The sequence below is a fragment of the Desmonostoc muscorum LEGE 12446 genome (assembly GCF_015207005.2).
Lineage (GTDB): Bacteria > Cyanobacteriota > Cyanobacteriia > Cyanobacteriales > Nostocaceae > Nostoc > Nostoc muscorum.
This window is the reverse complement of record NZ_JADEXS020000001.1, coordinates 3,704,135-3,729,663: the sequence shown is the minus strand read 5'-3', so window position 1 is coordinate 3,729,663 and position 25,529 is coordinate 3,704,135. Positions and strand designations below refer to the sequence as shown.

The 25,529-nt window shown below is 42.1% G+C and carries 23 protein-coding genes; 17 read left to right on the top strand and 6 right to left on the bottom strand.

Annotated elements, in window-relative coordinates:
- The first annotated feature begins 200 nt into the window (after positions 1-200).
- The 6 genes from IQ276_RS40195 to IQ276_RS15990 all read left to right on the top strand — a co-directional run bounded on the left by IQ276_RS40195 (position 201) and on the right by IQ276_RS15990 (position 7,408).
- Positions 201-392 (top strand): CbtB domain-containing protein, encoded by a 192-nt coding sequence (locus tag IQ276_RS40195; protein WP_073642588.1) that lies wholly within the window; start codon positions 201-203, stop codon positions 390-392.
- Positions 393-649: 257 nt separating this feature from the next.
- On the top strand, positions 650-1,819 hold the full coding sequence (locus tag IQ276_RS16010) for a hypothetical protein (RefSeq protein ID WP_193915941.1): 1,170 nt from the start codon (positions 650-652) through the stop codon (positions 1,817-1,819).
- A gap of 339 nt (positions 1,820-2,158) precedes the next feature.
- Complete coding sequence (locus IQ276_RS16005; RefSeq protein WP_235115706.1) at positions 2,159-3,571, top strand: glycosyltransferase family 39 protein; 1,413 nt, start codon at positions 2,159-2,161, stop codon at positions 3,569-3,571.
- A gap of 111 nt (positions 3,572-3,682) precedes the next feature.
- Positions 3,683-4,834 carry a 7,8-didemethyl-8-hydroxy-5-deazariboflavin synthase subunit CofH gene (cofH, locus tag IQ276_RS16000; protein WP_373690538.1) on the top strand — a complete coding sequence of 384 codons (1,152 nt, stop codon included), beginning with the start codon at positions 3,683-3,685 and terminating at the stop codon, positions 4,832-4,834.
- 141 nt (positions 4,835-4,975) lie between these two features.
- Positions 4,976-5,380: a photosystem II protein Psb27 gene (gene psb27 / locus IQ276_RS15995; protein ID WP_190875651.1), complete on the top strand. Its 405-nt coding sequence runs from the start codon at positions 4,976-4,978 to the stop codon at positions 5,378-5,380.
- 528 nt (positions 5,381-5,908) lie between these two features.
- Complete coding sequence (locus tag IQ276_RS15990) at positions 5,909-7,408, top strand: family 10 glycosylhydrolase (protein ID WP_193925199.1); 1,500 nt, start codon at positions 5,909-5,911, stop codon at positions 7,406-7,408.
- 40 nt (positions 7,409-7,448) lie between these two features.
- Here IQ276_RS15990 and IQ276_RS15985 read toward each other — a convergent pair whose 3' ends face one another.
- The 4 genes from IQ276_RS15985 to IQ276_RS15970 all read right to left on the bottom strand — a co-directional run bounded on the left by IQ276_RS15985 (position 7,449) and on the right by IQ276_RS15970 (position 11,814).
- Positions 7,449-8,453, bottom strand: a complete 1,005-nt coding sequence (locus IQ276_RS15985; RefSeq protein ID WP_235115705.1) for an alpha/beta hydrolase family protein — start codon at positions 8,451-8,453, stop codon at positions 7,449-7,451.
- A 247-nt stretch (positions 8,454-8,700) separates the two neighbouring features.
- Positions 8,701-9,327, bottom strand: coding sequence for a molybdenum cofactor guanylyltransferase (locus IQ276_RS15980; RefSeq protein WP_309245597.1), 627 nt, complete (start codon positions 9,325-9,327; stop codon positions 8,701-8,703).
- A gap of 3 nt (positions 9,328-9,330) precedes the next feature.
- Positions 9,331-11,403, bottom strand: a complete 2,073-nt coding sequence (locus tag IQ276_RS15975; RefSeq protein ID WP_193921307.1) for a thioredoxin domain-containing protein — start codon at positions 11,401-11,403, stop codon at positions 9,331-9,333.
- 252 nt (positions 11,404-11,655) lie between these two features.
- Positions 11,656-11,814: a QAALIT motif small membrane protein gene (locus tag IQ276_RS15970; protein WP_190875654.1), complete on the bottom strand. Its 159-nt coding sequence runs from the start codon at positions 11,812-11,814 to the stop codon at positions 11,656-11,658.
- 444 nt (positions 11,815-12,258) lie between these two features.
- On the opposite strand from IQ276_RS15970, the gene clpP reads away from it, so the two are divergent.
- Positions 12,259-12,870 carry an ATP-dependent Clp endopeptidase proteolytic subunit ClpP gene (gene clpP, locus IQ276_RS15965; RefSeq protein WP_073642597.1) on the top strand — a complete coding sequence of 204 codons (612 nt, stop codon included), beginning with the start codon at positions 12,259-12,261 and terminating at the stop codon, positions 12,868-12,870.
- Positions 12,871-13,129: 259 nt separating this feature from the next.
- Here clpP and IQ276_RS15960 read toward each other — a convergent pair whose 3' ends face one another.
- A complete protein-coding gene (locus IQ276_RS15960) occupies positions 13,130-14,014 on the bottom strand; it encodes a slr1353 family protein (protein ID WP_193921305.1) in 885 nt (294 codons plus the stop codon).
- Positions 14,015-15,103: 1,089 nt separating this feature from the next.
- On the opposite strand from IQ276_RS15960, the gene IQ276_RS15955 reads away from it, so the two are divergent.
- From IQ276_RS15955 to IQ276_RS15945, 3 genes are all read left to right on the top strand, one after another.
- On the top strand, positions 15,104-17,458 hold the full coding sequence (locus IQ276_RS15955; RefSeq protein ID WP_193917047.1) for a ribonuclease R family protein: 2,355 nt from the start codon (positions 15,104-15,106) through the stop codon (positions 17,456-17,458).
- A gap of 17 nt (positions 17,459-17,475) precedes the next feature.
- Complete coding sequence (locus IQ276_RS15950) at positions 17,476-18,096, top strand: flavin prenyltransferase UbiX (protein WP_190875657.1); 621 nt, start codon at positions 17,476-17,478, stop codon at positions 18,094-18,096.
- Positions 18,097-18,197: 101 nt separating this feature from the next.
- Complete coding sequence (locus IQ276_RS15945; protein ID WP_193917049.1) at positions 18,198-18,890, top strand: LapA family protein; 693 nt, start codon at positions 18,198-18,200, stop codon at positions 18,888-18,890.
- Between the two features lie 123 nt (positions 18,891-19,013).
- Here the strand turns inward: IQ276_RS15945 and IQ276_RS15940 are convergent, their stop codons facing one another.
- Entirely contained in the window at positions 19,014-19,208 is a 195-nt protein-coding gene (locus IQ276_RS15940) for a hypothetical protein (RefSeq protein ID WP_190875659.1), read from the bottom strand.
- A gap of 815 nt (positions 19,209-20,023) precedes the next feature.
- Here IQ276_RS15940 and IQ276_RS15935 point away from each other — a divergent pair.
- The 7 genes from IQ276_RS15935 to IQ276_RS40190 all read left to right on the top strand — a co-directional run bounded on the left by IQ276_RS15935 (position 20,024) and on the right by IQ276_RS40190 (position 25,444).
- Complete coding sequence (locus IQ276_RS15935) at positions 20,024-20,572, top strand: shikimate kinase (protein ID WP_193917068.1); 549 nt, start codon at positions 20,024-20,026, stop codon at positions 20,570-20,572.
- A 90-nt stretch (positions 20,573-20,662) separates the two neighbouring features.
- Positions 20,663-23,245, top strand: a complete 2,583-nt coding sequence (locus IQ276_RS15930) for a bifunctional serine/threonine-protein kinase/formylglycine-generating enzyme family protein (protein ID WP_193917060.1) — start codon at positions 20,663-20,665, stop codon at positions 23,243-23,245.
- Positions 23,246-23,545: 300 nt separating this feature from the next.
- A complete protein-coding gene (locus tag IQ276_RS15925; protein ID WP_193917062.1) occupies positions 23,546-23,791 on the top strand; it encodes a hypothetical protein in 246 nt (81 codons plus the stop codon).
- A gap of 12 nt (positions 23,792-23,803) precedes the next feature.
- Positions 23,804-24,142 (top strand): type II toxin-antitoxin system PemK/MazF family toxin, encoded by a 339-nt coding sequence (locus IQ276_RS15920; RefSeq protein ID WP_193917064.1) that lies wholly within the window; start codon positions 23,804-23,806, stop codon positions 24,140-24,142.
- Positions 24,143-24,422: 280 nt separating this feature from the next.
- Entirely contained in the window at positions 24,423-24,755 is a 333-nt protein-coding gene (locus IQ276_RS15915; RefSeq protein WP_190875662.1) for a type II toxin-antitoxin system PrlF family antitoxin, read from the top strand.
- Positions 24,756-24,782: 27 nt separating this feature from the next.
- Complete coding sequence (locus IQ276_RS15910) at positions 24,783-25,223, top strand: type II toxin-antitoxin system YhaV family toxin (protein ID WP_228043060.1); 441 nt, start codon at positions 24,783-24,785, stop codon at positions 25,221-25,223.
- Positions 25,224-25,309: 86 nt separating this feature from the next.
- The gene (locus IQ276_RS40190; protein ID WP_255264328.1) at positions 25,310-25,444 is read left to right on the top strand and encodes a hypothetical protein; all 135 of its coding nucleotides are present in this window, start codon (positions 25,310-25,312) and stop codon (positions 25,442-25,444) included.
- Positions 25,445-25,529: the final 85 nt, after the last annotated feature.

Genomic DNA, 25,529 nt, shown 5'->3' with positions numbered 1-25,529 from the left:
TGTATGGATTTTGTGTGTAGATTTCTACATCACCATCAGCCTATCTTGAAAGGATAGTATAGTATTCACTAAGGACAAATTACTCAAGACATTTGATACACACTTGTCAAGTAGGAACTTTATCGTATATCTTTTTGCAATCAATCGGCATCATGCCCTTTGATCGATGAATTACCCAAATTAATTATCCGAGGTCAAAAATGAGTACTTTTTCTCATATTTCAGTATTGCAGAAGACCGCAACTATTACCTTATCAAAGCCTGTACAGATAACGCTTTATATGCTGCTATCTTCTTTGGTTATCTGGACTGTCTTGTTCTCCACCTATCCTGCGGCGCACAACACAGCACATTCAGCACGGCACCACACTTTAGGCGTTGCATGTCACTAAATTATCTAATTCCAAAATTTTACTGGTGGATTAGACAATGGTTTGACACCTAATAAAGTTATCAAAACGGAATTCAGGAGTCAGTCGTCAAAATTCATTTTAAATTTTGGCGGCTGGTGCATCGATAAAGGGAGTTTTTACACTCCAACCAAATAATAGATTTGTTGGCTGTTAATTAGCAGTGTGTCGCAATCCCCAACTCTCTTATTCTGACTTCTGAATTTTTACTTCTCAACTCTTATTCAACCTCAGTTTTTATGAAAAAATATCGGCTTTTTGGAGTTATCAGTGCTGTTTGCATCACGTTGTCAATTCTTTATTCCTTAGTAGGGAATTCTCAAATTCCTAGTTCTAGAGTGTTACTCTCTACCAACCCACCTTTAGAACGTATTCTTCCCTTTGAAGCAGGAACAGAAAGACATCAATCTCCTGTTACTCTAACTCTACAAGCTGTTGATGCTGCCGGCAAATCGTTAGAAAATGCCAAAATCAGCTTAGAAATTTTGACACCACCACGTAATCCTTGGTTAACAACAGATTTCCCCATTGTCGAGGGAACAAAACTGCTGCAAATGAATGCTCTTGCATCTGATGGTAAGCTAGAAATTCAGCAGATGTTACCCATCCGAGGAAATTATCAATTGCTAGTTAAAGTGTCACCTTTGGTAGCAAATGCTTTTGCTCCCTATGAGCAAACTTTAAATCTTAATGTCCGAGAAAATCCAGTCAAATATAAATATTTTGTTGTTATCGCAGCTATTTTACTATCAGTTGGGTTGTTGGGTGGTTGGGTGATTGGCGGACAAGAAGAACTACAACAAGGAGAAATTGCACCCCAGTCAGTGCGCCTTTTATTAAGTACGTTGACAGTGGTGGCAATAGTAGCTCTCTTATTTATTAATATTAGTGCAGAAGTTGCCGAAGCTCATGGCAGTGGACACAACTCAAGCAGTACCGAAGCGATCGCACCATCATCTCAAAAATCGCAAGGATTGGAAATCCAACTCCAGGGAGATAAAAACGCGACTGTAGGTAAACTTGCTTCTTTAGGGCTACAGGTGAAGGATACCGCCACAGGACAACCGATTCAAGATGTAACCTTGCAAGTAAGAGCGATCGCTCTTGAAGATAATTTAACAGTCTTTGCCTACAAAGGACTTACCGACCAAGAAGGTAAGTTAACATGGCAAGAACAATTTTTTGATGGTGCCCCCCACAAAGTTGAGGTAGAAGCAACTCCCAATCCAGCATCCAGCCGTCAATTTACACCAGTGAAAGTAGCACAAGAAGTTGAAGTTGAAGCGATCGCACCACCAATTTATATCCGATTAATTGGTTTATTCTACTTTACAGCGTTTGTCGGTATTGGTATGGGTATTGGATTGCTAATACAGCATCGACGAACACCACAAACAAGGGAAAGTTAGTAATATCCAGTACATTACTGAGAATTCTAGCCAATATAACGGGCAAGAATAAATCAAAGTATATTACGCAATGTCAAACTAATCAAATTGGCTAGTAGTAAGCGGCTCCAACCCTTACTACAAAACTTTAATTGTTGAAGCCTGGTATTTATGCTCAACAGACAATCAGTACTTGCAAAATATTTTCCTCCTATTTGGCTACGATTTTTAATCATTATTTTGTTAATAATAGGGATATTTTTTCGCTTCGCCTATCTGGATCGAAAAGTCTATTCCCACGATGAAGCTCATACCTCATTAAGAGTTTCTGGTTACACTAAGACAGAATTTGTTCAACAAATGTTTAATGGGCAAGTATTTGCTGTTAGAGATATACAAAAATATCAACAGCCTAATTCTGAAAAAGGTTTAATCAATACAATCAACTCTTTGGCAGTGGAGGATGCTCAACATCCTCCACTTTATTATGTGATGGTTAGATTATGGACGCAATTTTTTGGCAATTCAGTAGCGACTACAAGAAATTTGTCAGCCATAATTAGCCTGCTAGCTTTTCCTGGCATTTATTGGCTGTCCTTAGAATTATTTCAGTCATCCCTAACGGCATGGATAAGCGTAGCTCTTCTAACAGTCTCGCCCTTCCATGTACTGTACGCCCAAGAGGCAAGAGAGTTCGGTTTGTGGATGGTGACTATTTTACTAGGGAGTGCTGCACTGCTGCGAGCAATGAGGCTGGGTAGTAAGCAGTTTTGGGGAATTTATGCAGTAACAGTGGCACTAGGATTGTACACCTTTTTGTTTTCTGGGTTGCTGGCGATCGCCCACGGAATTTATGTATTTGCCGTTGAACGCTTTCGATTCACTAAAACCGTTAAAGCTTATCTAATAGCAACTAGCGCCGGCTTTTTAGCTTTTGTTCCTTGGATTTTAACTATTATTAATAGCTTGTCTGAAATTGAGCGCACAACAGCCAGCGCTCAAACCAAACAATCTCTGTCAGTTTTGGTTTCTGGTTGGATTAGTAATATTAGCTATTTATTTGCTGATTTTTGGCGCTACGAACCATTTTTTCCAGATTTGAATTTGCCAGTTTTGCGCTTGGGCCGATTTTTAATTCCCTTAATACTAATCTTGGTAGTATATTCATATTTCTTTGTTTATCGTCAAGCAGGAAAACAAGTTTGGTTATTTGTTTTTATCTTAAGTGCAGTACCTGCTTTAGCTCTTATATTGCCTGATTTGATTATTGGAGGTAAGGTCAGTCTGCGACCTAGATATGTAACTCCCTGTTATGTAAACATTCAGCTAGCTGTTGCTTACTTCCTGGCGACTCAAATTATTTCTTCTAAGTTAATAGCCCGCAAATTTTGGCAATTAGTAATGGTAGTAGTAATTTCCAGTGGAATTGTATCCTGTGCCGTCAGTTCTCAAGCCGAGACATGGTGGAATAAAAGCAGCCATGCAAACCCTCAAATAGCTCGCATCATCAATCAAACTAATGAGCCACTATTAATTAGTAGTAATTATTCCCTAAATATTGGCGATCTCATGTCTCTCAGTCATCTCCTAGATGAAAAAGTGCAAATGCAATTGGTAATTGAAGCAAGCATACCAAACATTCCTGATAGTTCCAGCGAACTATTTTTGTATAATCCTTCTAAAAAATTTAGATCTGAGCTTGAGAAGAAATACAAACTAGTCGATGTTTTTCAGTATAGTAGGTTGTGGCGGCTAGAAGAAAAAAGCAGCTAAATTTTATATAGCGTTTCCTTGGGATTCTCCATAAATTGGTGTATTTATTAAGTAGACTTTTATTATTTTCCAGATATTAAAATGAAAATTTACTGAGAAATCAAGAAAGTAATGCTGACAAAAATTACTGTTGAAAAAATTATTGAGCGTGCCTTGATGGGGTACGATTTATCTCCCGAAGAGGGGGTAGTGTTGTTACAACAAACCGAGCCAGAGGCGATCGCCATAATACGTGATACATCTGATACGCTGCGCCACGCAGAAGCAGGTGATACAGTTACCTACGTAATTAATCGTAATATTAACTTTACTAATATTTGCGAACAGCACTGTAGTTTTTGTGCTTTCCGTCGAGATGATGGTGATGCGGGTGCATATTGGTTAGATTGGGCGCAAATTTTAGAAAAGGCTACAGATGGAGTACAACGGGGTGCGACAGAAATCTGTATGCAGGGGGGATTAAATCCACAAGCACAAATCAACGGCAAATCTTTGCCCTACTACCTCAAACTAGTAGAAACCATCAAACACGAATTTCCCCAGATACATTTACACGCTTTCTCACCCCAGGAAGTGCAATTTATCGCCAGACTTGACGGACTTGAATATGCTGATGTGATTGCTGCTTTGCGAGATGCTGGTGTTGGCTCCATGCCAGGAACAGCAGCGGAAGTGTTAGATGATACAGTCAGGCGGATATTATGTCCAGAAAAGATTGATACAGCCACTTGGTTAGAAATTGTCAGCACAGCTCATAAATTAGGCTTGCATACCACCAGTACCATGCTATCTGGGCATATTGAAAGCCAGGAACAGCAAATTGGGCATTTAGAAAAACTGCGATCGCTCCAAAAAACTGCCATCAATCAGGGATATCCAGCACGGATTACAGAGTTTATTTTATTACCCTTCGTTGGGCAAGAAGCACCCAAACCCTTACGTCGCCGTGTTGGACGCGATCAACCAGTTTTGCAAGATGCACTACTGCTAGGGGCTGTGGCGCGGATTTACTTAGGTAATTGGATTTCCAACCATCAGCAGAGTTGGGTAAAACTAGGACTTGCAGGTGCAACAGAAGCCTTAGTTTGGGGTTGCAACGATATCGGTGGCACCTTAATGGAAGAACACATCACCACAATGGCAGGTGCCTTGGGCGGTACGTGTATGGAAGTGGAAACATTACAAAGTGCGATCGCTTCTTTAGGACGACCTTACCAACAACGGGATACTCTTTATCAAAGAGTTATGGGGCATAGGGCATAGGGCATTGGGCATCGGTTATTAATTCATCTCCCCGCGTCCCCACATCTCCCCATCTCCCCACTCCCTACTCCCCACTAAAATTGATCCCCAAGATACCAATCCAGGATACGATGGACGTTGATTTACGTATTCTTTTAGTTAATGCATATGAAGCGCTATTGGTCGCGTCTGCTTGCACTCGTTTTGGTTTTATCTATCGGCTTGATGGGTTGTTCTGGCAGTCCAGATAGTTTGACTGGCGATTATCGCCAAGACACTTTAGCAGTGGTCAATATCATGAGACAAGCCATAGAACTATCACAAGATTCACCAAACAAAGCAGCAATTCAAGCAGAAGTGCGTCAAAAAATTAATGACTTTTCAGCTCGCTACCAGCGGGCTAACTCTGTTTCTGGTCTTGGCTCGTTTACAACTATGCGAACGGCCCTCAACTCCCTGGCTGGACACTACAGTTCTTACCCTAATCGTCCTGTACCCGAAAAACTCAAAAATCGCTTAGAGAAGGAATTAGAGCTGGTAGAAACAGCGCTGAAGCGTGGCGGTTAACTCTTAATTACTACCTATTCCATGATTAAGAGTCAGCAGTCTCAAGTTTTGATTCTTCAATCATGAGTGGAGTCGGAGACACTCCGCCTCCACTCTTGACTACCTTCTCAACTTGAATCTTAGTCTGAGTTAAAAATTTTAATATTAAGTTTGAAAAATCCTATTGATTTCGGCAAATTTACCATAACTCAGGTAGAGGTAGATTTTCCGTGATATCAGGGTAAACTTGCTTTGTATTCATATATTTTATATCCAAGTTTATGTATTTATGTGTTTACAAAAAAAATACGGCAACAGAAATAAATGTTTCCCAGTCTTGAAAAATTAGGTTTTGAAACCCTGATTACTCAACTATATAATTTGATACCAGTGGCTCATCACGATCTGAGACAAAATTGCATAGGAAGTATTGTTTTAAATTCTTGGAACACCTTTCTAGCAAAGGCTTTGAATCCAAAATTCAAAATTCAAAATCTAAAATCGATTTGAGTTAGAGTAATTGATTTTTGTGTCCATCTACTAGTCGGTATGTTTAATCGTCCTTTGAACGTTGCAACATCAACATTATTTTGGCGACCCCTATTCGCTGTACTTTTCAGTAGTAGCTCGTTACTTTCCAGCTTTGGGAGCCAACCAGCAAGGGCGCAAGTAACCCAGTATTGTCAGTTATCAACAGGGGCGGCGCAAGAAAAAGAAAACTTACGTTTGTCAGCCCTCAAAGGCAATCAAAATGCCCAGGCTCAATATCAAAAAATATTACAAGAACAAGCGCAGAAATTACGGGAGTGCCGTACTCGGACTTGGCCACAAATCCAAGCCCTTTGGTTGCGCTTGTATCCCTGTGACATTCAGCCAGGAACAATCGATCGCGTTATGGATCGGATTGTTAACGGTGGCTATAACCAAGTTTATATAGAAGTATTTTACGACGGGCAGGTATTATTACCAGCAACTGCTAACCCGACGGTTTGGCCTTCTGTGATTCGTACTCCAGGAGCAGAAAATATCGATTTACTGTCTGTAGCGATTCAAAAAGCTCGGCAACGGGGTTTGAAAGTCTACGCCTGGATGTTTACCACCAATTTCGGCTATACTTACGCCCAGCGAAAAGATAGAGAAGCTGCGATCGCTCGCAATGGCAAAGGTCAAACGAGCTTATATGTTGTAGATAACGGCTCTCAACTATTTATCGACCCCTACAACCCCCAAGCAAAACGCGACTACTACCAATTAGTACAGGAAGTTTTACGCCGTCGTCCAGATGGCTTGCTACTGGATTACGTGCGCTATCCCCGACAAGCGGGAAGCGATTCTATCGCCACTAAAGTCTCAGACTTATGGTTATTTAGTCCCGCAACTCAAGAAGCTTTATTTAAACGGGCACAGAATTACAAAGGGCTGGACTTAATTCGCCGCTTTTTGAGCAAGGGATATGTCACAGCTGGAGACGTAGCAGAAGTTGATAAACTTTATCCTCAAGAAGGCGAACCTGTCTGGCAAGGACGCATTCCCCCAGTAGCCGAAAAATCAATTCAGCCTGCAACTGATAGACAACCACTTTTACAATGGGAGTTGTGGCAGCTGGCTGTTGCTCATGCCATGCAAGGAATTCTAGATTTTGTCACCATCGCCAGTTACCCAGCAAAGCAACAAGGTATTCCCACAGGAGTGGTGTTTTTCCCTGATGGTAACCAAACTGTCGGACAAGGGTACGATTCCCGTTTGCAACCTTGGGATCGGTTTCCCACCACACTGGAGTGGCATCCCATGTCTTATGGAACTTGCGGTAATGTCAGTTGTATCGTATCCCAAGTGCAGCGGGTTTTGAGTATGGCAAAACCAGGTACGCAGATCATCCCTGCTTTAGCTGGTCGGTGGGGAAAACCTATCAGTAATCGTCCACCCCTAGAAGTGCAAATGCAAGCACTCCGACAATTTGCCCCCCAACTCAAAGGAGTTAGCCATTTTGCCTATTCTTGGCAATATCCTCAGAATGATAGCGATCGCAAATTTTGTCGTAATCGGTAAGGGGACTGGGGACTGGGGACTGGGGACTGGTTATTAATTCTTATCCCTCATCTCCCTCATCTCCCTCATCTCCCTCATCTCCCCAATCCCCCAATTGTGTCGCCAGAAAATAACGCACATGGTCTACAAATAACAGACCCCATTTGTGCGTCCCATGTCCCATACCAGGAACAACATAACAATCGCCATCAAAAAACCGCCCAGCACAAGCGCGGGCATCTTTAACACTAACAATCGGATCGTTTGCACCCACCAAAAAGCGAACTCGACGCGGAGGCTGTACCAACTGAATATAAGTCATGGGGTTGCACGCCTGAGCATATTCATCAGGGTATTTCAGATTTTTAGCTAATTGTAAAAGCTTAACTACAGGTTTCACATTCGGTTGTACTCGTTCCAGCAGTGCTTCTGCTAGTCCACCCAAGGGTGAAGCTGCTAAATCTGGCAAAACCAAGTAGCCCCAACTTTTGGCAAAAGACTGGAGATCGGCATGACCGATTGTCCCTAATAGCCGTTCGCCAATACCGTCAGCAGTAAAGGCATAGGCGGCTTGCAAAACTCCCATACTGACGCCGAATAATGCCAGTCTATTATTAGTTAAACCATAGCGATCGCCACAAAAGTCACGCACTTTGGCAATATCAGCCGCAGTCCTGCGAAATAAGCACAATAGTAACTCAGTATCGAACGGGATACCTCTGTCAACTAAAGGTTTAATTTCATTTTCCACCATAGCTGTAAAAGTACGCACCAAGCTACGCTCACCAGCTAAGGGTGTATCGAACAAAGCTACAGCTATGCCCATCTGTGTCAGCGTCGATACGATAAAAGCGTTCCACCCATAAGGTGCGCTCATTCCTTGCAAACCAATCACCAAAGGAGTATCCTGTGCAGGCCGATTGTGTGGCAAAAACACAGCAACGGGAAAGCCACTTAATCGTTCATCAATATCAGCTACTCCAGTATAAGAAAAAGGCTCGTGAAACCAATAGCGATGACCATTCACGCCGTCAAAATTAATCGCATCAGACCCGTAAATAGGCATACCAGATCCGCAATTAACAATAAAAAATCAAGAAAAATAATCCTAGCTGATCTACAAACTGAAGTTCCTGATTTTCGTATTGTTTAAAAGATATAGCGTTTTTCAGGTAAATGAAGTACACAGGTAGGGGCACAACAATGTTGTGCCCTTACCGAAAAATTGGGTTCAAAACGATCTGTACTTCACTTTTAGTCCTGAATTCTGAATTCTGCTGTATTTTTGCTAAATTTTGGATTTTTCGCTGGAATTAACTTAAAGCCAAGTCCTCTGGTGTATTACAGTTAAACAGCATTTCCGGTTCTAGTAGAGGCAAAACTTCCACAGGATGTTGTCGCAACCACTCCTGAAACGATCGCCCCCCTTGGTTGATAAAATCCAGGAGTTGCGGCAAACAGCGACGGCGATAGAAACCACACAGAGGTTCCCAGCCTTTGGGATGATGAGCTAAAGCTGCGATCGCATTATCCCCGACGCTATCAAGTCTAGTTGCCCATTCTTGCAAAACTTCAACCCGCAATCTCGGCAAATCGCAAGCCAACAACAGCACCCATTGTGTGTGTACTTCGGCTAGTCCTTGGGCAAAACCAACTAGAGGCCCGTGGGCTAAAGATTCTCCAAACATAGGCAGTTCTTGGATAAACTGACAACCAGGTAAAAGCAAATCTTGATAGCGTTCTGGCCAGGGAGTTACTACATAAACACTATCAGCACAGCCTTTGGCAATTTCACAAACCCGCTGCAACAATGGCACTCCTTGAATGGGAATCAGGGCTTTATCCTCACCCATGCGAGAACTCTTACCCCCAGCCAGCACAATTGCCGTTAATTTGCAGCAAGTAAAGCTAACAGTGCTACCTTCTTCATCTTTAGCCACTCTCTACTCCCTACTCCCTACTCCCCTATTCTGACTTTCCTGAACTTGCTGCAATAACTGGTCTACACTTTCTGCTGGTGTCAGACACTTCAAACCTTGGCAAACTAAACCAACGCTTCCCTCTGGTAAATCAGAGACTACAGCAAAGACAGCACTCGGCAGAAACTTGGGGACGAGAGAGTTTAATTGCTCAGTTGTGCTGCGAATCAACGTAGAATTACGATACCAATCCAAGGCTGTAAACAAGCTGGGACAAGCTTGAGGAGCGCGATGCATCACACTTCTAAAAGCTTTCAAACCAAGTTCCGCTAAATCTAAATAATGTAGATTATCGGTGAGTAGGGCGAGACGTACAAGGTTAGCGATCGCAATTCCATTGGCTGATGCTGTGGCGTTATCCGCATAACTCCGCTCTCTTACAATTAGATTTTGACTAGAATCGCTCGATGCGTTATAATAACCGCCTAATTCTACACTCCAGAGAAATTCGTTAAATTCATCTTGAATGGCGATCGCTTTTTCTAACCATTGTTTATGCTCAGGGTTGGCAGCTTGTAAATCCAGGAGAGCTTTAATAAAAAAGGCGTAGTCTTCAGACTGAGCTAAAACTGTTGGTTCTCCTTGATAGTTGAGTCGGTGGAAACGCCCATCAACAAATTGATTATCTAAAATGAAATTCGCTGCTTGTGCTGCTAGTTTCAAGTATGGCGGTTGTCCCAACACCCCCGCAGCCCTAGCTAAACCAGAAATCATCAAGCTATTCCAGGCCACAATCATTTTCGTATCTGTCACCGACGGAATGCGACCTGGCCAGTTAGCGGTTTTTGCTTCCTGGTTGTTGCGAGCAGGGGGAAAAGTTTCAAGTGACTCAGGACTAGCACCATAGCGGACTGTAAATAATTTGCTCAGTGCTGTTTCCAGTGTTGCACTCAGTTGCCCGACATGGCGTCTTTGTAAAACATTCTTACCTTCAAAGTTACCGTTAGAACTTACCGTAAACTGTTGTTGTAATTCCGTGAGTTCTTCAGGCGTTAACAGTTGTTGTAGTTCGCTGTAACTCCAGACGTAAAAGGCTCCTTCTTTTGGTTCCACTGCTGTGGGTTCAGTGAAACTGTCGGCATCTTGAGAGGCATAGAAGTAACCTTCGGGCGCGGTCATTTCCCGCTTTAGCCATTCTATGGTACCAGCGATCGCTCTTTCAAAAGCTGGCTCTTGTATTCCTGCACTCCACAAACCAGCTAAATACTCCACAATTTGTCCATTGTCGTAGAGCATCTTTTCAAAGTGGGGTACTGTCCAAGTCGGGTCAACAGTATAGCGATGAAACCCACCGCCCACATGGTCATAAATCCCTCCCAGTGCTAAGTCTAGTCCCCGCTGGGTACAAACTTGCTCGCCATCATACCGAGATTCAAAATTAAATCGAGTTCCCCGCAGTGCTAATTCTGCATAGGGAATCATCGGAAAGCTATTGCCAGTTTGATTCGGAGTAATTATACCTGTGCTGGTTTCCCAACCTTGTCGGAGTAATTCACGGTCTTCTATTTCGTTTGTTGTCGCATCTTGCAACACCGCAGACGTAAGCAGCGACTCAATAATTAGGGCTTTGCGTTGCTGTAAATCTTGTTTTTCTGTATCGTAGTAACGGCGTAGTGCTTGCAACACTTGCAAAAAGCCAGGACGACCATAGCGTTGGTCTACAGGAAAATAAGTACCAGCGTAAAATGGCACTAAATCCTCAGGGGATAGAAAGACATTCAAAGGCCAACCGCCTTGACCGCTCATCATCTGCAAGGCTTGCATATAGATGCTATCGATGTCAGGTCTTTCTTCTCGATCTACTTTAATGGGAAGAAAGTTGGCATTCATGTAATCGGCGATCGCTAGATCAGAAAAAGCCTCGCCTTCCATAACAGTACACCAGTGGCAACTAGAGTAACCAATGGACAGAAAAATCGGTTTATTTTGCACCCTTGCAGTTGCAAGTGCTTCGTCACACCAAGACCACCAGTCAATCGGGTTTTCGGCGTGTTTCCGGAGGTACAGGCTCTTAGCTTCAGCAAGGCGATTAGTCATGATCAAATACAAATGAGTTGCCTTCTTTGCTCAGTCTACCCTCTTGCCAGGAGTGTTAGTCTAGATTGCTATGTACATAACAAAGAAACCCTACAAGAAGATTATCCTTTGGGTAGGAAAAAATACAGTTCAGTTAAGGTTAAAAACTAGAACTGATGTAGGTTGGGCTGAGGAACGTAGACGCCCTGAGGGTAATCCAAGCGTATCGGCAGCTTGAAGTTCACCTACACCTGTCCAATTTGTAAAATATTTTTACTGAAAAGTACGCAATAGCAAACTGACGATGATATTTGTTGACGTTTGGGGCGCTGGTGATGCTGTTTTTGTCTGAGCTATAGTATTTGGGCTAAGTCCTGCTATCAGGTGGAGCAAGAAGGTGATGATGGCGGCTTGTACAAGTTTTTCCCGCATGGCACGTCTCTCTCTAGATGGATAGCATTAAAATTCGGACTGGTTATTCTAAATACACCTCGTACTATCGATTTACCGAATCTAACAAAAATAATTTGACAATTCCCCTGGGGAATTCTGAAAAAATGTTTAAAATATTACTTTCATTTACCAGAATTCCCCAAGCAAGTCGAATTTCGGTTATCAGTCTAATCACCACATCGTCAAAGTCATACAGCAAACGTTGAGATATGACCTTGGCAACACTCAGAGTTTTTTGATTGTTCTTCCCTAAACGGGCATATTTTCTTAGACACCTTTTGCTGTTAAAAAGTGCCCTGAGTGCAACTAGCGATCAAAAGGGTTAGAATTCTATTTCTTATCTGCCAGAGAACAACAGAGATAAACTCCAGTTTCCCGTTCTCATCGATAAAATGTATTTAATATAGCCACAAACACGCTTCCATGATTCCTATCGTTATTGAACAATCGGGTCGAGGTGAACGCGCCTTTGACATCTACTCACGGCTGTTGCGTGAGCGCATCATCTTTTTGGGACAACAAGTTGACAACAACATTGCTAACTTGATTGTTGCCCAACTGCTGTATTTGGATGCTGAAGACTCGGAGAAAGACATTTATATGTACATCAATTCTCCCGGTGGTTCGGTGACGGCTGGCATGGGTATTTTTGACACCATGAAACACATTCGCCCTGATGTTTGTACCATTTGTACTGGGTTGGCGGCGAGTATGGGTGCTTTCCTCCTCAGCGCTGGTGCTAAGGGTAAGCGGATGAGTCTACCTCATTCTCGGATTATGATTCACCAACCTCTAGGCGGCGCTCAAGGACAGGCGACTGATATTGAAATTCAGGCGCGGGAAATTCTCTACCACAAGCGGCGGTTAAATGAGTATTTAGCTGAACATACTAGTCAACCAATTGAGCGCATTGCTGAAGATACTGAACGCGACTTTTTCATGTCGCCAGAAGAAGCTAAAGAATATGGCTTGATTGACCAAGTGATTGACCGCCATGCGGCTGGTAGCCGTCCAGCAGTTGCTGTTCTTCATTAATAGTCACGATTGGTAAATGATGATTTACCACTTTCACTTCCCTTAAACCCTAAAAATAACCCCTCTTCATAACTGAAGAGGGGTTATTTGACTTGAAAACCTGATTTAGAAGTCCAAAACTTGATTTAGAAGTTCAAAACCTGATTTAGAAGTCCAAAACTTGATTTAGAAGTTCAAAACCTGATTTAGAAGTCCAAAACTTGATTTAGAAGTCCAAAACTTGATTTAGAAGTTCAAAACTTGATTTACCAGTTGGAAATCAAAATCCTGCTAATGGGTCTGGCTGAGATTGGAGGTATTTAAGAAATCCGTGCAATTCTTCTTCAGTCAGCAAAGTACGCCCCCGCTTGCCATAGGTTTTAATCAGATGTTCCCTCCCCTGGTCTGGTGTCCAGCCTAAACGCTGAAGTTCGACATCTGTTTTGGCAATTACATCGGATAAATCTACGGGTTCAGCTTTTTTCTTTCTCTTGCCTGTACTTATTTGCGGGACTGCATCCTCTTGGGGATTATAGTTCCGAGGTGTAAATGGTGTGACATTACTAGCAGAAATTCCTGGAAAGCTTTGATTTTCTATCTGATTACCATAGATCGTTTCTGAGTTTTCCACTGGAGGATCAAATTCTAGCTGTCGGTTAGCAGTCAAAGCAAACTGTTGCCCTAAATCTTCGCTGTAGGTATCGGTTGTGCTTGGCGTGTCAGTTGTGAGTTCTATTCTGCTGGTCGCCGCTGGTGCATGTAAATTTTCAGTTGTTACTGGTTCTAGTTTGATGTTCCGTTGTCTGGAAGACGGCATGGATATTTCTCTGTCGGTGACAGTTGACCACTGACCAGCAACAAAATCCTCATTTTTTGTAGGTGAATAAGTAGACTCACTCAATCCTGATTTGGTGTTCGAGGAAGGATTTAGCTGTGCCTGAGAAATTGATTGCTGTGGCGCATTAGTGATTCCCAAAACCATCAACGCCCTGGTTCTGGCTTCGTCTTCTGCTGCTTCTATTGTTTCTGCTGCTGCCATACCGGTAGCACGGGTTACACCTTCAATTTGTACGCTTGCCCGGACAATATATTTTCCTTGAAAAATTTGGATTAATTCAGAAATCAGATTGCCGTTGGGATACAAGCTCTGGAATTGAGCCAACATAATACTGTTACCAATCTAAAGGGGAGTGGGGAGGGGGGAGTGGGGCGGGGGGAGATGAGGGAGATGAGGGAGATGAGGGAGATGAGGGAGATTATAAAAAAGCTTCCCACTCCTCCCACCCCTTCCCATACCCAATGCCCTATGCCCTATGCCCCATGCCCTAAAGTAATATTCTTGCTTTGCCCCGTGTCCCAATTGTAGCAGTAGCTCTTTTTTGAGGAAATTGTTGGCGAGTGCCAACTTACCTGGGTAGTCTGGTCTGTAATGCTATACTAATTACCCAACATAATGTCTAGAACTATTTTCTGGAAGTGCGCTCTAAATCTACAATAATGAAGATAAGGTTCGCCCTCACTGCTTATTAAGCTGCTCACCTAATTGTTACCGATTCTACGTGTGGAAAAATTGGGTTTACCAGCAGTTCCTCCTAGTTAAAAATCAGAGTCTAATGGCGTAAAATTACCTTCAATCTAGACAATCAAACACCTGTGGTTTAGACGCCACTTGCTCTACTTGGGGAGACCCCAAGACCGCAGTGGCTCCCCTGCATAGCGCTTTGGGCAGCATGGAGAGTTCTCCAAACCCAGCTTCTCAAAAACCGTCGCGTAATTACCTAGCAAGGCTAAATCTTAATCAGGCGTACTTTCTAAGTTTGGTTAGATGAAGGGATTTAAACCCAGGCTAACTCTGAGAGCATCGTGCAGTGAGAAGTCCAAAAAACGCCCAGAGTTGTCTGTGGGTCGGCTTCCTCGGCTCAATACAACTTCGGGAGTAGTTTCCCGTAAGGGTAGGTTGGCTTCCTTTCCTTGGAACTTAGGAAGCCTTGCCTCAGGGCAATTCGTTTCCAGCTTGTTTCTGTAAGCCGTCGAAACCCTTTAGGCTCTGAATAAGGGTAAAGGTGAAAGGGAAAACACAAGAAGGGAAAGCTTAAAAGGAAAAAAGGGGAAAGGTCTCAAGATAGGTCTTTTTCCCCTTTCTCCTTAACTCTTTGTCAGCCGACAGAGGTTACTTTTTACCTTCTTTGGTGAGGGCATACAGGAAAGAACCAGATTAAAAAAATGATGTTTTGACCAAAGGTCGGTTCACTGCATGGAATTTTCAATCGCTACACTCCTTGCCAATTTCACCGATGATAAATTGGTGGCTCGTAAAGTTTTGGAAAAGAAACTTGGTTGTGAAGATGAAAAAAGCTTACAAAAACTTCACATAGCCTTAGATGTTCTCGAAAAAATCGGTATTTTGGTGAAAGAACGGGGCAAATATCGCCGTGTTTTAGAAGAGGGAATCATCGAGGCAAAACTCCGTTGTTCTAGTAAGGGTTTTTGCTTTGCTATTCAAGATGTGGAAGGAGCTGAGGATATTTACATTCGGGAAAGTCATCTGAGTAATGCTTGGAATGGCGATCGCGTTTTGGTCAGAGTCCTCAAAGAAGGCAGTCGTCGCCGCTCCCCAGAAGGAGAGGTGAAGCTAATTTTAGAACGTTCCAACCACACATTACTGGCACGAATTAAGCAGGTAGAAACCGGTTTTCGGGCTGTCCCCTTAGATGATCGACTGCTGTTTGAACTCAAGATTCAAGCCAACGGTGCCAAATTAGAAGAAGCGATCGATCACCTCGCCCATGTGGAAGTCTTGCGTTACCCGTTAGCTCAATACCCCCCCTTGGGTAGAGTAGTGCAAATCCTCGGCAGTGATGCCGAAGCTGCTGCTGATATAGACTTAGTAACATGCAAACACGACCTTTCCCGTACTTTCCCGGATAACGTCCTCGAAGCCGCTGGCAAGTTGCCTAAAAAGCTCTTAAAAGCAGACCTGAAAAATCGCTTAGATTTACGTAATGTATATACTGTCACCATTGAAGGAGTAAATGGTGACACCAAAGTAATCGAAAATGCCTTTAGTTTAGAAAGAAACCCCAGCGGAAATTGGCTTTTGGGAGTTCATATCACTGATGTTTCTCACTTTGTCCAACCTGACGAAGCCCTAGATAGAGAAGCACTCAAACGAGGCAAATCAGTGTATTTGGGAGAATTAATATTGCCAATGTTGCCACCAAGTGTGGCAGAACGCTGTTCTTTAGTACCAAAAAGCGATCGCTTAACCATCTCTTTTCTAATTACCATCGATCCCCAATCAGGACAAATAGTGGACTGGGAAATTCAACCCAGCGTCATCAACGTCGAAACTGCACTAACTACAGAACAAGCCGAGGAAATTCTTTCTGGTGAATTTCACAATCAATCTCCAGAGGCGTTGGAGATACTACAAAACCTCCAAGCCTTGCAAAGAGATTTAAAACAGGTAAGGTTAAATCGTGGTAGCCTCCAATTGAATCTGCCGCCCAGCCAAAATCCTTATTATGATGAGGGAATTCTTGGGGCTGTGGTGGTAAATGATTTACCCGTGCGATCGCTAATGACTGAGTTAGTGCTGCTAGTTAACCAACTAATAGCCACTCACTTAAACGCCCTTGGTGTTCCGGCTATCTGGCGAGTCCAAGGCACACCCGATATTGAAGATGTCCAGGAAATGCTGAAATTGGCAATCAATTTAGGCGTTGACCTAGCCATAGATCCAGAAGTAGATATCCAACCTTTAGATTATCAACATTTAACTAGAGCTTTTGCCGAATCTGCCTCTGAGCAAGTCCTTACCTATTTGTTGCAAGATACTCTCAAACCGTCTGCATACAGTACCACCAAAGGATCTCACTTCGGTCTAGCACTAGGGCAATATATCCATTTTAGTGCCCCCTTGCGGCGTTACCCAGATTTGCTGATGCAGAGAGTGTATTATACACTACTCGAACATGGACGCGATCGCCGTAACACCCGTGTGAGAGAGCGAGTTAACTTGCGCCATTCCTCCAGCCACGCAGAAATTAACTGGAACGTTTTACCCCCAGAATTGCAACAAGAACTCCAAAGCGATTTGACTAGGGTAATTGTCCAAATCAATGACCGAGAAAAAGAAGTCCAAGAAGCCGAAGCTGATTTAGCAGGACTGCAAAAAGCCCAACTGATGAAGCAGCGGATTAGCGAGGTATTTCAAGGCGTGATTACCGGTGTTCAATCCTACGGTTTCTTTGTGGAAATTGAAGTACCAGCAGAGGCGGTTGACTCCACCAGTAATCCTGGTGTACCCCTGAGGGTAGAAGGATTGGTACATGTCAGTTCTCTCAAAGATGATTGGTATGAATATCGCGCCAGACAGCAAGCACTATTTGGTCGGAAAAATCGTGCCTCCTATCGACTAGGCGATCGCGTAGCTGTGCAAGTTAAGAGTGTTGATTACTACCGTCAGCAAATTGATTTGGTAACTGTTGGTAGCGATGGTGTAGCCAAAGGCTTAGCTGGTAGTGGCTCAAATGACGATATTTCAGACCTCTACTTAGCAAATGACATTGAATCCGATGACTTAGACCCTTATGGGGAGGATGAGTAAATACTTTTAGATTTTACGTGTCAAATAACACTAAACCTTTGATTTTGGGCGTATCTGGCGCATCTGGTCTGATTTACGCCGTTCGCGCTCTCAAATTTCTGTTGGAAGCAGAGTATAGTATTGAACTGGTTGCCTCTAGATCAACTTACATGGTTTGGCAGTCAGAACAGGAAATTCGGATGCCACCAGAACCAACTCAACAAGAACAATTCTGGCGAGAGCAAGCAGGAGTTCCACTTTCTGGTAAGCTACGCTGTCATCCTTGGGGTGATGTTGGTGCTGGAATTGCCAGTGGTTCCTTTGCCACCCTGGGGATGATAATTATTCCATGCAGTATGAGTACAGTAGCAAAGCTAACGGTTGGCCTGAGTTCTGATTTACTAGAACGCGCAGCTGATGTCCAACTCAAAGAAGGGCGAAAACTGGTGATTGTCCCCCGTGAAACCCCTTTTAGCTTGATTCATCTGCGTAATTTAACTTCTTTGGCAGAAGTTGGAGTTAGAATTGTCCCCGCTATTCCCGCCTGGTATCACAATCCCCAAACCATTGAGGATTTAGTTGATTTTGTAGTTGCCCGTGCTTTAGATCAACTAGATATTGACTGTATCCCAATTCAGCGCTGGCAAGGAAGGAAGTAAAAAGGTAAAAGTAAAAGGGTAAAAGAAAGATAGAGTCACTTTTACCTTTTACCTTTTGCCTTTTGCCTTCTGGCTTGTACCTTTTATCTTTTGCCTTTGTTATGGCTGTAATTCGCTTAATTCTATTGGTGGCGGTACTGGGAGGACTAACGCTGTTGTTAGTTCAAAATTGGTCACCTCCTCTATCGCTAGTATTTTTAGGTCTGCGGACTCAACCATTACCACTAGCGATGTGGGTTTTGTTCAGTACCGTCACTGGTGCTTTCACATCTATACTGATTGCGACATTGTTTAAATTATCCAATTATTTTGCCCCAGGACAACGCCAAACTCCTGACAGACCAACAGTAACTTCACCTTCTGCAAAGGCAAATCGTAGACAAGAACCTACATCTGCTCGTCCTAGTCCACCACCACCAGCTAGTAAAAAAGAAGAACCTAGCAACGAAGTATTTGACGATTGGGAGACAAATAGTAGTGGAGATGATTGGAACTTTGATGAAAATTCAGAAGAAGCGCCTACCCCTAATCCTCAAACTCAACAGTCTAGAGACTCTAAAACTTACGAACGTCAATCACAACCTAAAAGCAGTTCTGGGTCTGGTTCAGTTTACTCCTACAGCTATCGTGAGCCAAAAAATACGGCTGCGGGAAAAACTGAATCAATTTATGATGCTGATTACCGAGTAATTATTCCTCCTTATCAGCCACCAACTACGAATCAAGCAGATGAGGATGATTGGGAATTTTTTGATGATGACTTTGAAGATGACAATCAACGCCCCCGCCGATAAGACATACAGCGGATTTCCAGTTAATGAAGTACACAAACTAGGACTCAAAGCTAGGTATTAAGCCTGTTTTACTGCTGAATTCTGACTACTGAATTCTGAATTTTCGTGTATTAAGCTGCGTCTTTACTTGATACCACACCGCTCTCTGGACTCTTGCTTGACTTTACCAGTCATGGCAGCTTCCTGCAAAGTCATGAAAGCATTAAAATCTTCCAAGTCATAACGGGTAGTCAACAGTTGTCGTAGTTGATCTTCAGCTTCCACTGTCAAATAGCCAGTTGCTAAAGCTTCTTGTACAACGTCACGAATTCGATTCATAGTTGACGCCTCATTGATCCTACTATTTATTAATTCAGGCTCATTCAAGTGAAATATGCAGTAGTTTTTGTGTCGAAACTTAATTATTTGCAAATTTTTTTTGGATAATTATGGTTTACAAGTCATCATTTACACCTTAATAATCAACAATGAATTATTTGGGGCTTGTTATAACTGAATTTTTAGAAAAGCTACTTGGTGCTGGAAAAAACACAGTATTTTTATACTTAAAAATCACCCACTAGAGAAAAATCGGAATCATTTCAATAGACAGAAATTGTTTCGATAAAGTTTCAAACAAGTTATGTTAAATTTCCGTTAAACATAAATATAGCTCAACAAAATTTGTTAAGTTACCTCACGAAAGTTACTAAATTCGTGAAAGTATTAAGCGTTTATTTCTACTGAATAATTCTTAATTTCTTTCGCCTGTTATTTTCAATACATGAATAACAGTAATAATGGCAGTTGATTCCATTCAAATAAAAGATGAATTGATAGAAGCTAAGACTTACGCATTGAAAAGAAAGACAAAATGTGCTTTTTCAAAGCACATCTATCTTAGGGAATATTTTTGTATTGCTACAGCGCAATTCTGCTGTATCTCGGTGCGGAAGTTACAAAAAGAGATTTTGTCAGGTTATGAAAACAATTAATATTAGAGGCTATATATTTTTTGTAAAAGCGATCGCTTTTCCATTGTCATGCATAATCAAGTATCTGACATCGCTTGAGGGCGCATGTATGATTATTTGGGTTTATAATTGGGGATTGTAACTCAGCACTTAGAACTCACAATTGGAGCAAAGCAACTGGTGGGCAATTTATTACAAGGAGTCAACCTGTACTTAATTGGTATGATGGGCGTTGGTAAGACGACAGTGGGGCGCTTACTAGCGAAGCAGCTGGGTTATGGGTATGTGGATACTGATGATGTTATTGCCCAAGCAGCAGGTAAATCCATTAATCAGATATTTGCCGATGAAGGAGAAGCAGCATTTCGCAAGTTAGAAACCGATGTGCTGTCACAGGTTTGTGCTTTTACAAAGTTAACGATCGCAACTGGTGGCGGTATTGTATTGCAGCGAGAAAACTGGGGTTATCTACACCACGGTTTGATAGTGTGGTTAGATGCGTCAGTGGAATTAATTTACAGGCGTTTGGCTGAGGATACCACAAGACCACTGCTGCAAGATGTTGATCCTAAAGGTAAATTGCGATCGCTCCTCGAACAACGCCAATCATTATACGCCCAAGCCGATATCAGAATTGCGATCGCTCAGGAAGAAACACCAGAACAAATTGCAACCAGAGTCATGGAGGCTATCCCCAGCGTACTGAAAAAACCTGTTTCTCATTCATGAGGAAAACGTACTAACAGATTATTAAGTGTAATTGCGTAACTATGGCATTATTGTCATAATATTGGCAAATATCGCTTGATCGAAAACCCTATGGTTTGGATAGCTGGACAGCAGTTGCAGGGCGGTAAGTATGTAATTGAACAAATTCTGGGACAAGGTGGCTTCGGTATTACCTACAAAGCGCGACACGCACTACTGAACAACCTTGTAGTGATTAAAACCCCCAACGAAAGCCTGTGCCACGATCCAGAATATCCCAAATATATCAAGCGATTTATCGATGAAGGACAGCGACTAGAAAAGCTTTCCGAAAAGCAGCACCCAAATATTGTCCGTGTCAGGGATTTATTTAACGAGGGTGATACTTACTGTTTGGTAATGGATTTTGTTCAGGGAGATAGTTTATTTAAGCTGATTCAAAAAAGAGGAGCATTACCAACACAAGAAGCTTTGCAATATATTATGCAAATTGGTGAAGCATTGAAAGTTGTCCATCAGGCTGGATTAGTCCATAGAGATGCCCATCCTGGTAATATAATGATTCAACAGGATGGCAAAGCAGTATTAATCGACTTTGGCATTGCGGGTGAGACAATGCCAACAACCGTTAGTTCCAGATTTTTTGGAAATCCGGGATTTGCACCCCACGAACAAATGCGGGGAGATAGAAAACCCTACGTTGATGTTTATTCCCTCGCAGCTTCCCTATACTACGCAATCACCGCCAAAAGACCAACTGAATCTTTTCAGCGTAAAGCCTATAATCTGCCATTGGTTTCCCCACAGGAGCATATTTCTAGTATTAGCAATGAATTAAATCAAGCAATTCTCAAAGGGATGGAAGTAGAACCAAAAAACCGTCCCCAAACTATGCAGGAATGGCTAAAATTGCTGACAGATGAAGTTGTCACAATTTGGAAAAGCGGATATCAGTTACAAAATGGCAAATATACTATTGAAAATGATCTTGCTCAAGGTGGTTTTGGCATTACTTATTTAGCCAGAGATGAAAATAATCAACCAGTTGTCATCAAAACCTTGAATGAAACAGTGCAACGCCGTCCAGATTTTGCCAGACTTCAGCAAGATTTTCTTAACGAAGCTGTAAAATTAGCAAAATGCAACCATCCCCATGTTGTCAAAATTAGGGAAGTATTCCCAGAAGGGCAACTTTGGTGCATGGCAATGGAATATATTGAAGGGGAACACCTTGCTGATAGGGTGCAGCGTTTAGGTGTTTTGTCAGAAGCCGAAGCATTAGGTTACATCCAGCAGATAGGTGAAGCGTTAACAGTAGTGCATCAAAATGGTTTGTTACATCGGGATGTGAAGCCAGCAAATATTATTGTGCGTTCTCACAAACGAGAAGCAGTATTAATTGATTTTGGCATTGCACGAGAGTTTCTGCCTGATTTGACACAGATTCACACTCCATATTTATCTCATTGCTTCGCGCCAATTGAACAATATCAAACAGTTGCACCAAGGGGCGCTTACACTGATATTTATGCTTTAGCTGCAACGCTGTATTTTCTGTTAACAAATAGATTGCCTCCTGTAGCTCCAAATAGGGCTACTGGTACAGTATTAAAATCACCACAGCAGATTAATTCTAGTATTAGCGACAGGGTAAATCAAGCAATCCTCAAGGGGATGGAGTTGGAACCAGAAAACCGTCCCCAAACTATGCAGGAATGGTTGGAATTATTAAAGGAATCACCAGTAGTTGTTGTTGTACCATCACGGCGGAAATTTATTCAAACTGTTGGCTGGATGAGTGTTGGGTTGGGTGTAACTGTGACTGTGGGTAAGCTAATTACGGATGCTTTTAGAAAAGAATTATCCCTACAAACCTTTAATTTTAAAACAGTGACAGTTGATGCAAAGGGAACCATCACCAACCGCCGCAATGGGGAGGCAAAATACTTTGTGGAAGACTTGGGGAATGGTGTCACCTTGGAAATGGTGCAGATACCAGGGGGAACCTTTAAGATGGGTTCACCGGAGGGGGAAGTAGAGAGAGGCGAAAATGAAAGTCCACAGCATCAGGTGACAGTTCGTGGATTTTTCATGGGGAGATATGAAGTCACCCAAGCCCAGTATCAAGCAATTATGGGGACGAATCCTGCTCGGTTTCAAGGTGAGAAACTACCTGTAGAAACAGTGAGTTGGGATGATGCGGTGGAATTTTGTCAAAAGTTAAGTCAGAAAACAGGACGTACCTACAAGCTACCAAGTGAAGCAGAGTGGGAATACGCCTGTCGTGCGGGGACGACTACGCCGTTTTATTTTGGTGAAACGATTACGCCAGATTTAGTAAATTACGACGGGATTTCTACATATGCCTCTGCACCCAAAGGTACATATCGCCAAAAAACAACCCCAGTAGGCAGTTTTCCCCCTAATGCTTTTGGTTTATACGATATGCATGGCAATGTTTTGGAGTGGTGTCAAGACGATTACCATGATAATTACAATGGCGCACCAACAGATGGCAGGGCGTGGGTCAGTAATAATACAAATTTCAGGTGTGTGCGGGGCGGTTCCTGGCTCAACTATCCTAAATACTGCCGTTCCGCGTCCCGCCACGTCTATGTTGGGGCGGGGCGCGGCGACATCAACGGCGGTATTGGTTTTCGTGTTGTCTGTGCGGTTGGGAGGATTCTTCAGTAGCCCTTTTCTCTTTTCCCCTGTTCCCCTTTACACTTCTTCACTTTTCCCTCTTCCGCTTTCGGCAGAAAAATTTTTAATTTTGGGTGTGGTGGTTAAATTCATTCAAATATGAATTTATTAGGAAAAATATCTTGATGCGATCGCTTTTATATTGTGCGATCGCAATATCCTAAATACTGCGATCGCATTTTTTGAGAGAATATTTTTGGTGCGATCGCGGTTAATTTGGTTGATTAATAAGAGCTTTTTATCTTATAGCCTGCTGATGTATAATATAAAAAATTATATTTTTATAAACCTATGGAAACTAAACAAATTCTCAACACACTACCCCAACTCAGTATAACCGACTGCTTAAAAATAGCAGAAGCAGCACTAGAAATAATTCATCAAAAACAAAACAATCTCACAGAAGAAGAACAAAAACGTGCTTTAGCTGCTGCTGCCAAAACAGCAATACAAGATTATGCTCCCGGTAGCCAATTACTTGTTTTCTCTGAAATTGAAGGTGAAGAATTTTACGATTATTCAAATACAGATATTTAAGCGATAAAGACAATGCATCGAGGTGAAATTTGGCTGGTAAATCTCAATCCAACCATAGGTACAGAAATCGGTAAAACTCGTCCATGCGTGATAGTTAACGATGATGCGATCGGCATTTTACCACTGAAAGTAATTGTACCTCTTACAGATTGGAAAGATAGCTTTGCAGCAAGAGCTTGGATGGTTAGATTAGAGCCAAATACAGAAAATAATCTAGCTAAAATTTCTGCTGTTGATACTTTCCAGATACGTTCTGTTTCTGAAAATAGATTAGTAAGAGAATTGGGAGCATTATCAGAACCGGAGATGTTACTAATCTCTCAAGCATTAGCGATAGTTTTAAGTATTTAAAGCAATTATGGTATTTAGAAGATTGCGTTCGCGTTCGCGCAGCGTCTCCGTTCGCTCTTAGCGTCCCGAAGGGAAGGAGAAGGGAAGCGACTCCTCTGGAGTATCGCATTTTTTCAGAGAATATTTTATTGGTGCGATCGCCAAGACCAATAGCTGAAGAACCATAATTTTGCATTACACCGAAAGCAACCTAATTTCTCGGTGCAAAATCACCTTGACATGACAATGCAATTGCATTACTTTAAAATTATTATGTTTGCACACGGGTTTAAAGGCGATTATGACCCAAACACCAACCCCAATTTCGGAATCGACCCTTACCGATCGCTATCAAACAACAATTCCCGATGCTGTTCGCAAGGTTCTGGGATTGAATAAGCGTGATAAAATTCGCTATACAATCGAACCCGATGGTCGGGTAGTTATTTCGCGTGCGGACACAGCAGAAAACGATCCCGTGCTGGAGAAATTTTTGAATTTTCTGGCTAGAGATATCGAAAATAATCCCCAGCATTTACAAGCGATCGACTCCGATTTAGTCTTTCGTGTTAAGTCCTTGGTTGCAGATGTGGATTTTGACCTTGATGAACCACTTGATGACAGGGATGAATAGATTTGTCTATAAATTTATGTCTAATTTATGCCTAAGAATCAACCTTTAGTAATTAATGGATGGAGCATATTTGCCCATCCTTTATTTCTCGATCAGTTTGAGGAATTACAGAAACAGGTTGACAATTTACATCAAAAATATCCCCAAGAATATAAGAATAAAAATGCCACAAAGCGTCTAGCGGCTATAGTTAAATTAGCATTTGAAGTAATTCCTCAAGACCCGACAAGGGTTGAATATCGTCAAGGAGATACTCTTGGAGATGATTACAAACACTGGTTTAGAGCTAAATTCTTCCAGCAGTATAGATTATTTTTTCGATATCATATAGAGAGCAAAATAATTGTTTTTGCTTGGGTTAATGATGAAAAATCAAAACGAGCTTATGATAGTAAAACAGATGCTTATCGGGTATTTCGGGCAATGTTAGATAGCGGCAATCCTCCAGATATTGGCAGGATTTATTAGAAGCAGCAAAAGCAGAAATTGAACGTTTGGAGCAAACAAGTAATATAGAAATTTAAATAGTATTTTTGCTGGTTTGGTGAAAAAAAGTGCAATTAAAAAATATATTGGCAAAAGTTATAAAAAACAAATATATTGGTATATTATTGAAGCAACCCCTGTTGAGTATCGTACAAGATAAAAGCGATCGCAATACTAAGAAGATGGCGATCGCATTTTTTTAGAGAATATTTTATTGGTGCGATCGCCATCAAATACAAATTGTATTTAGAGATATCCTACATACAACAAACCCCTACCACCAGCACG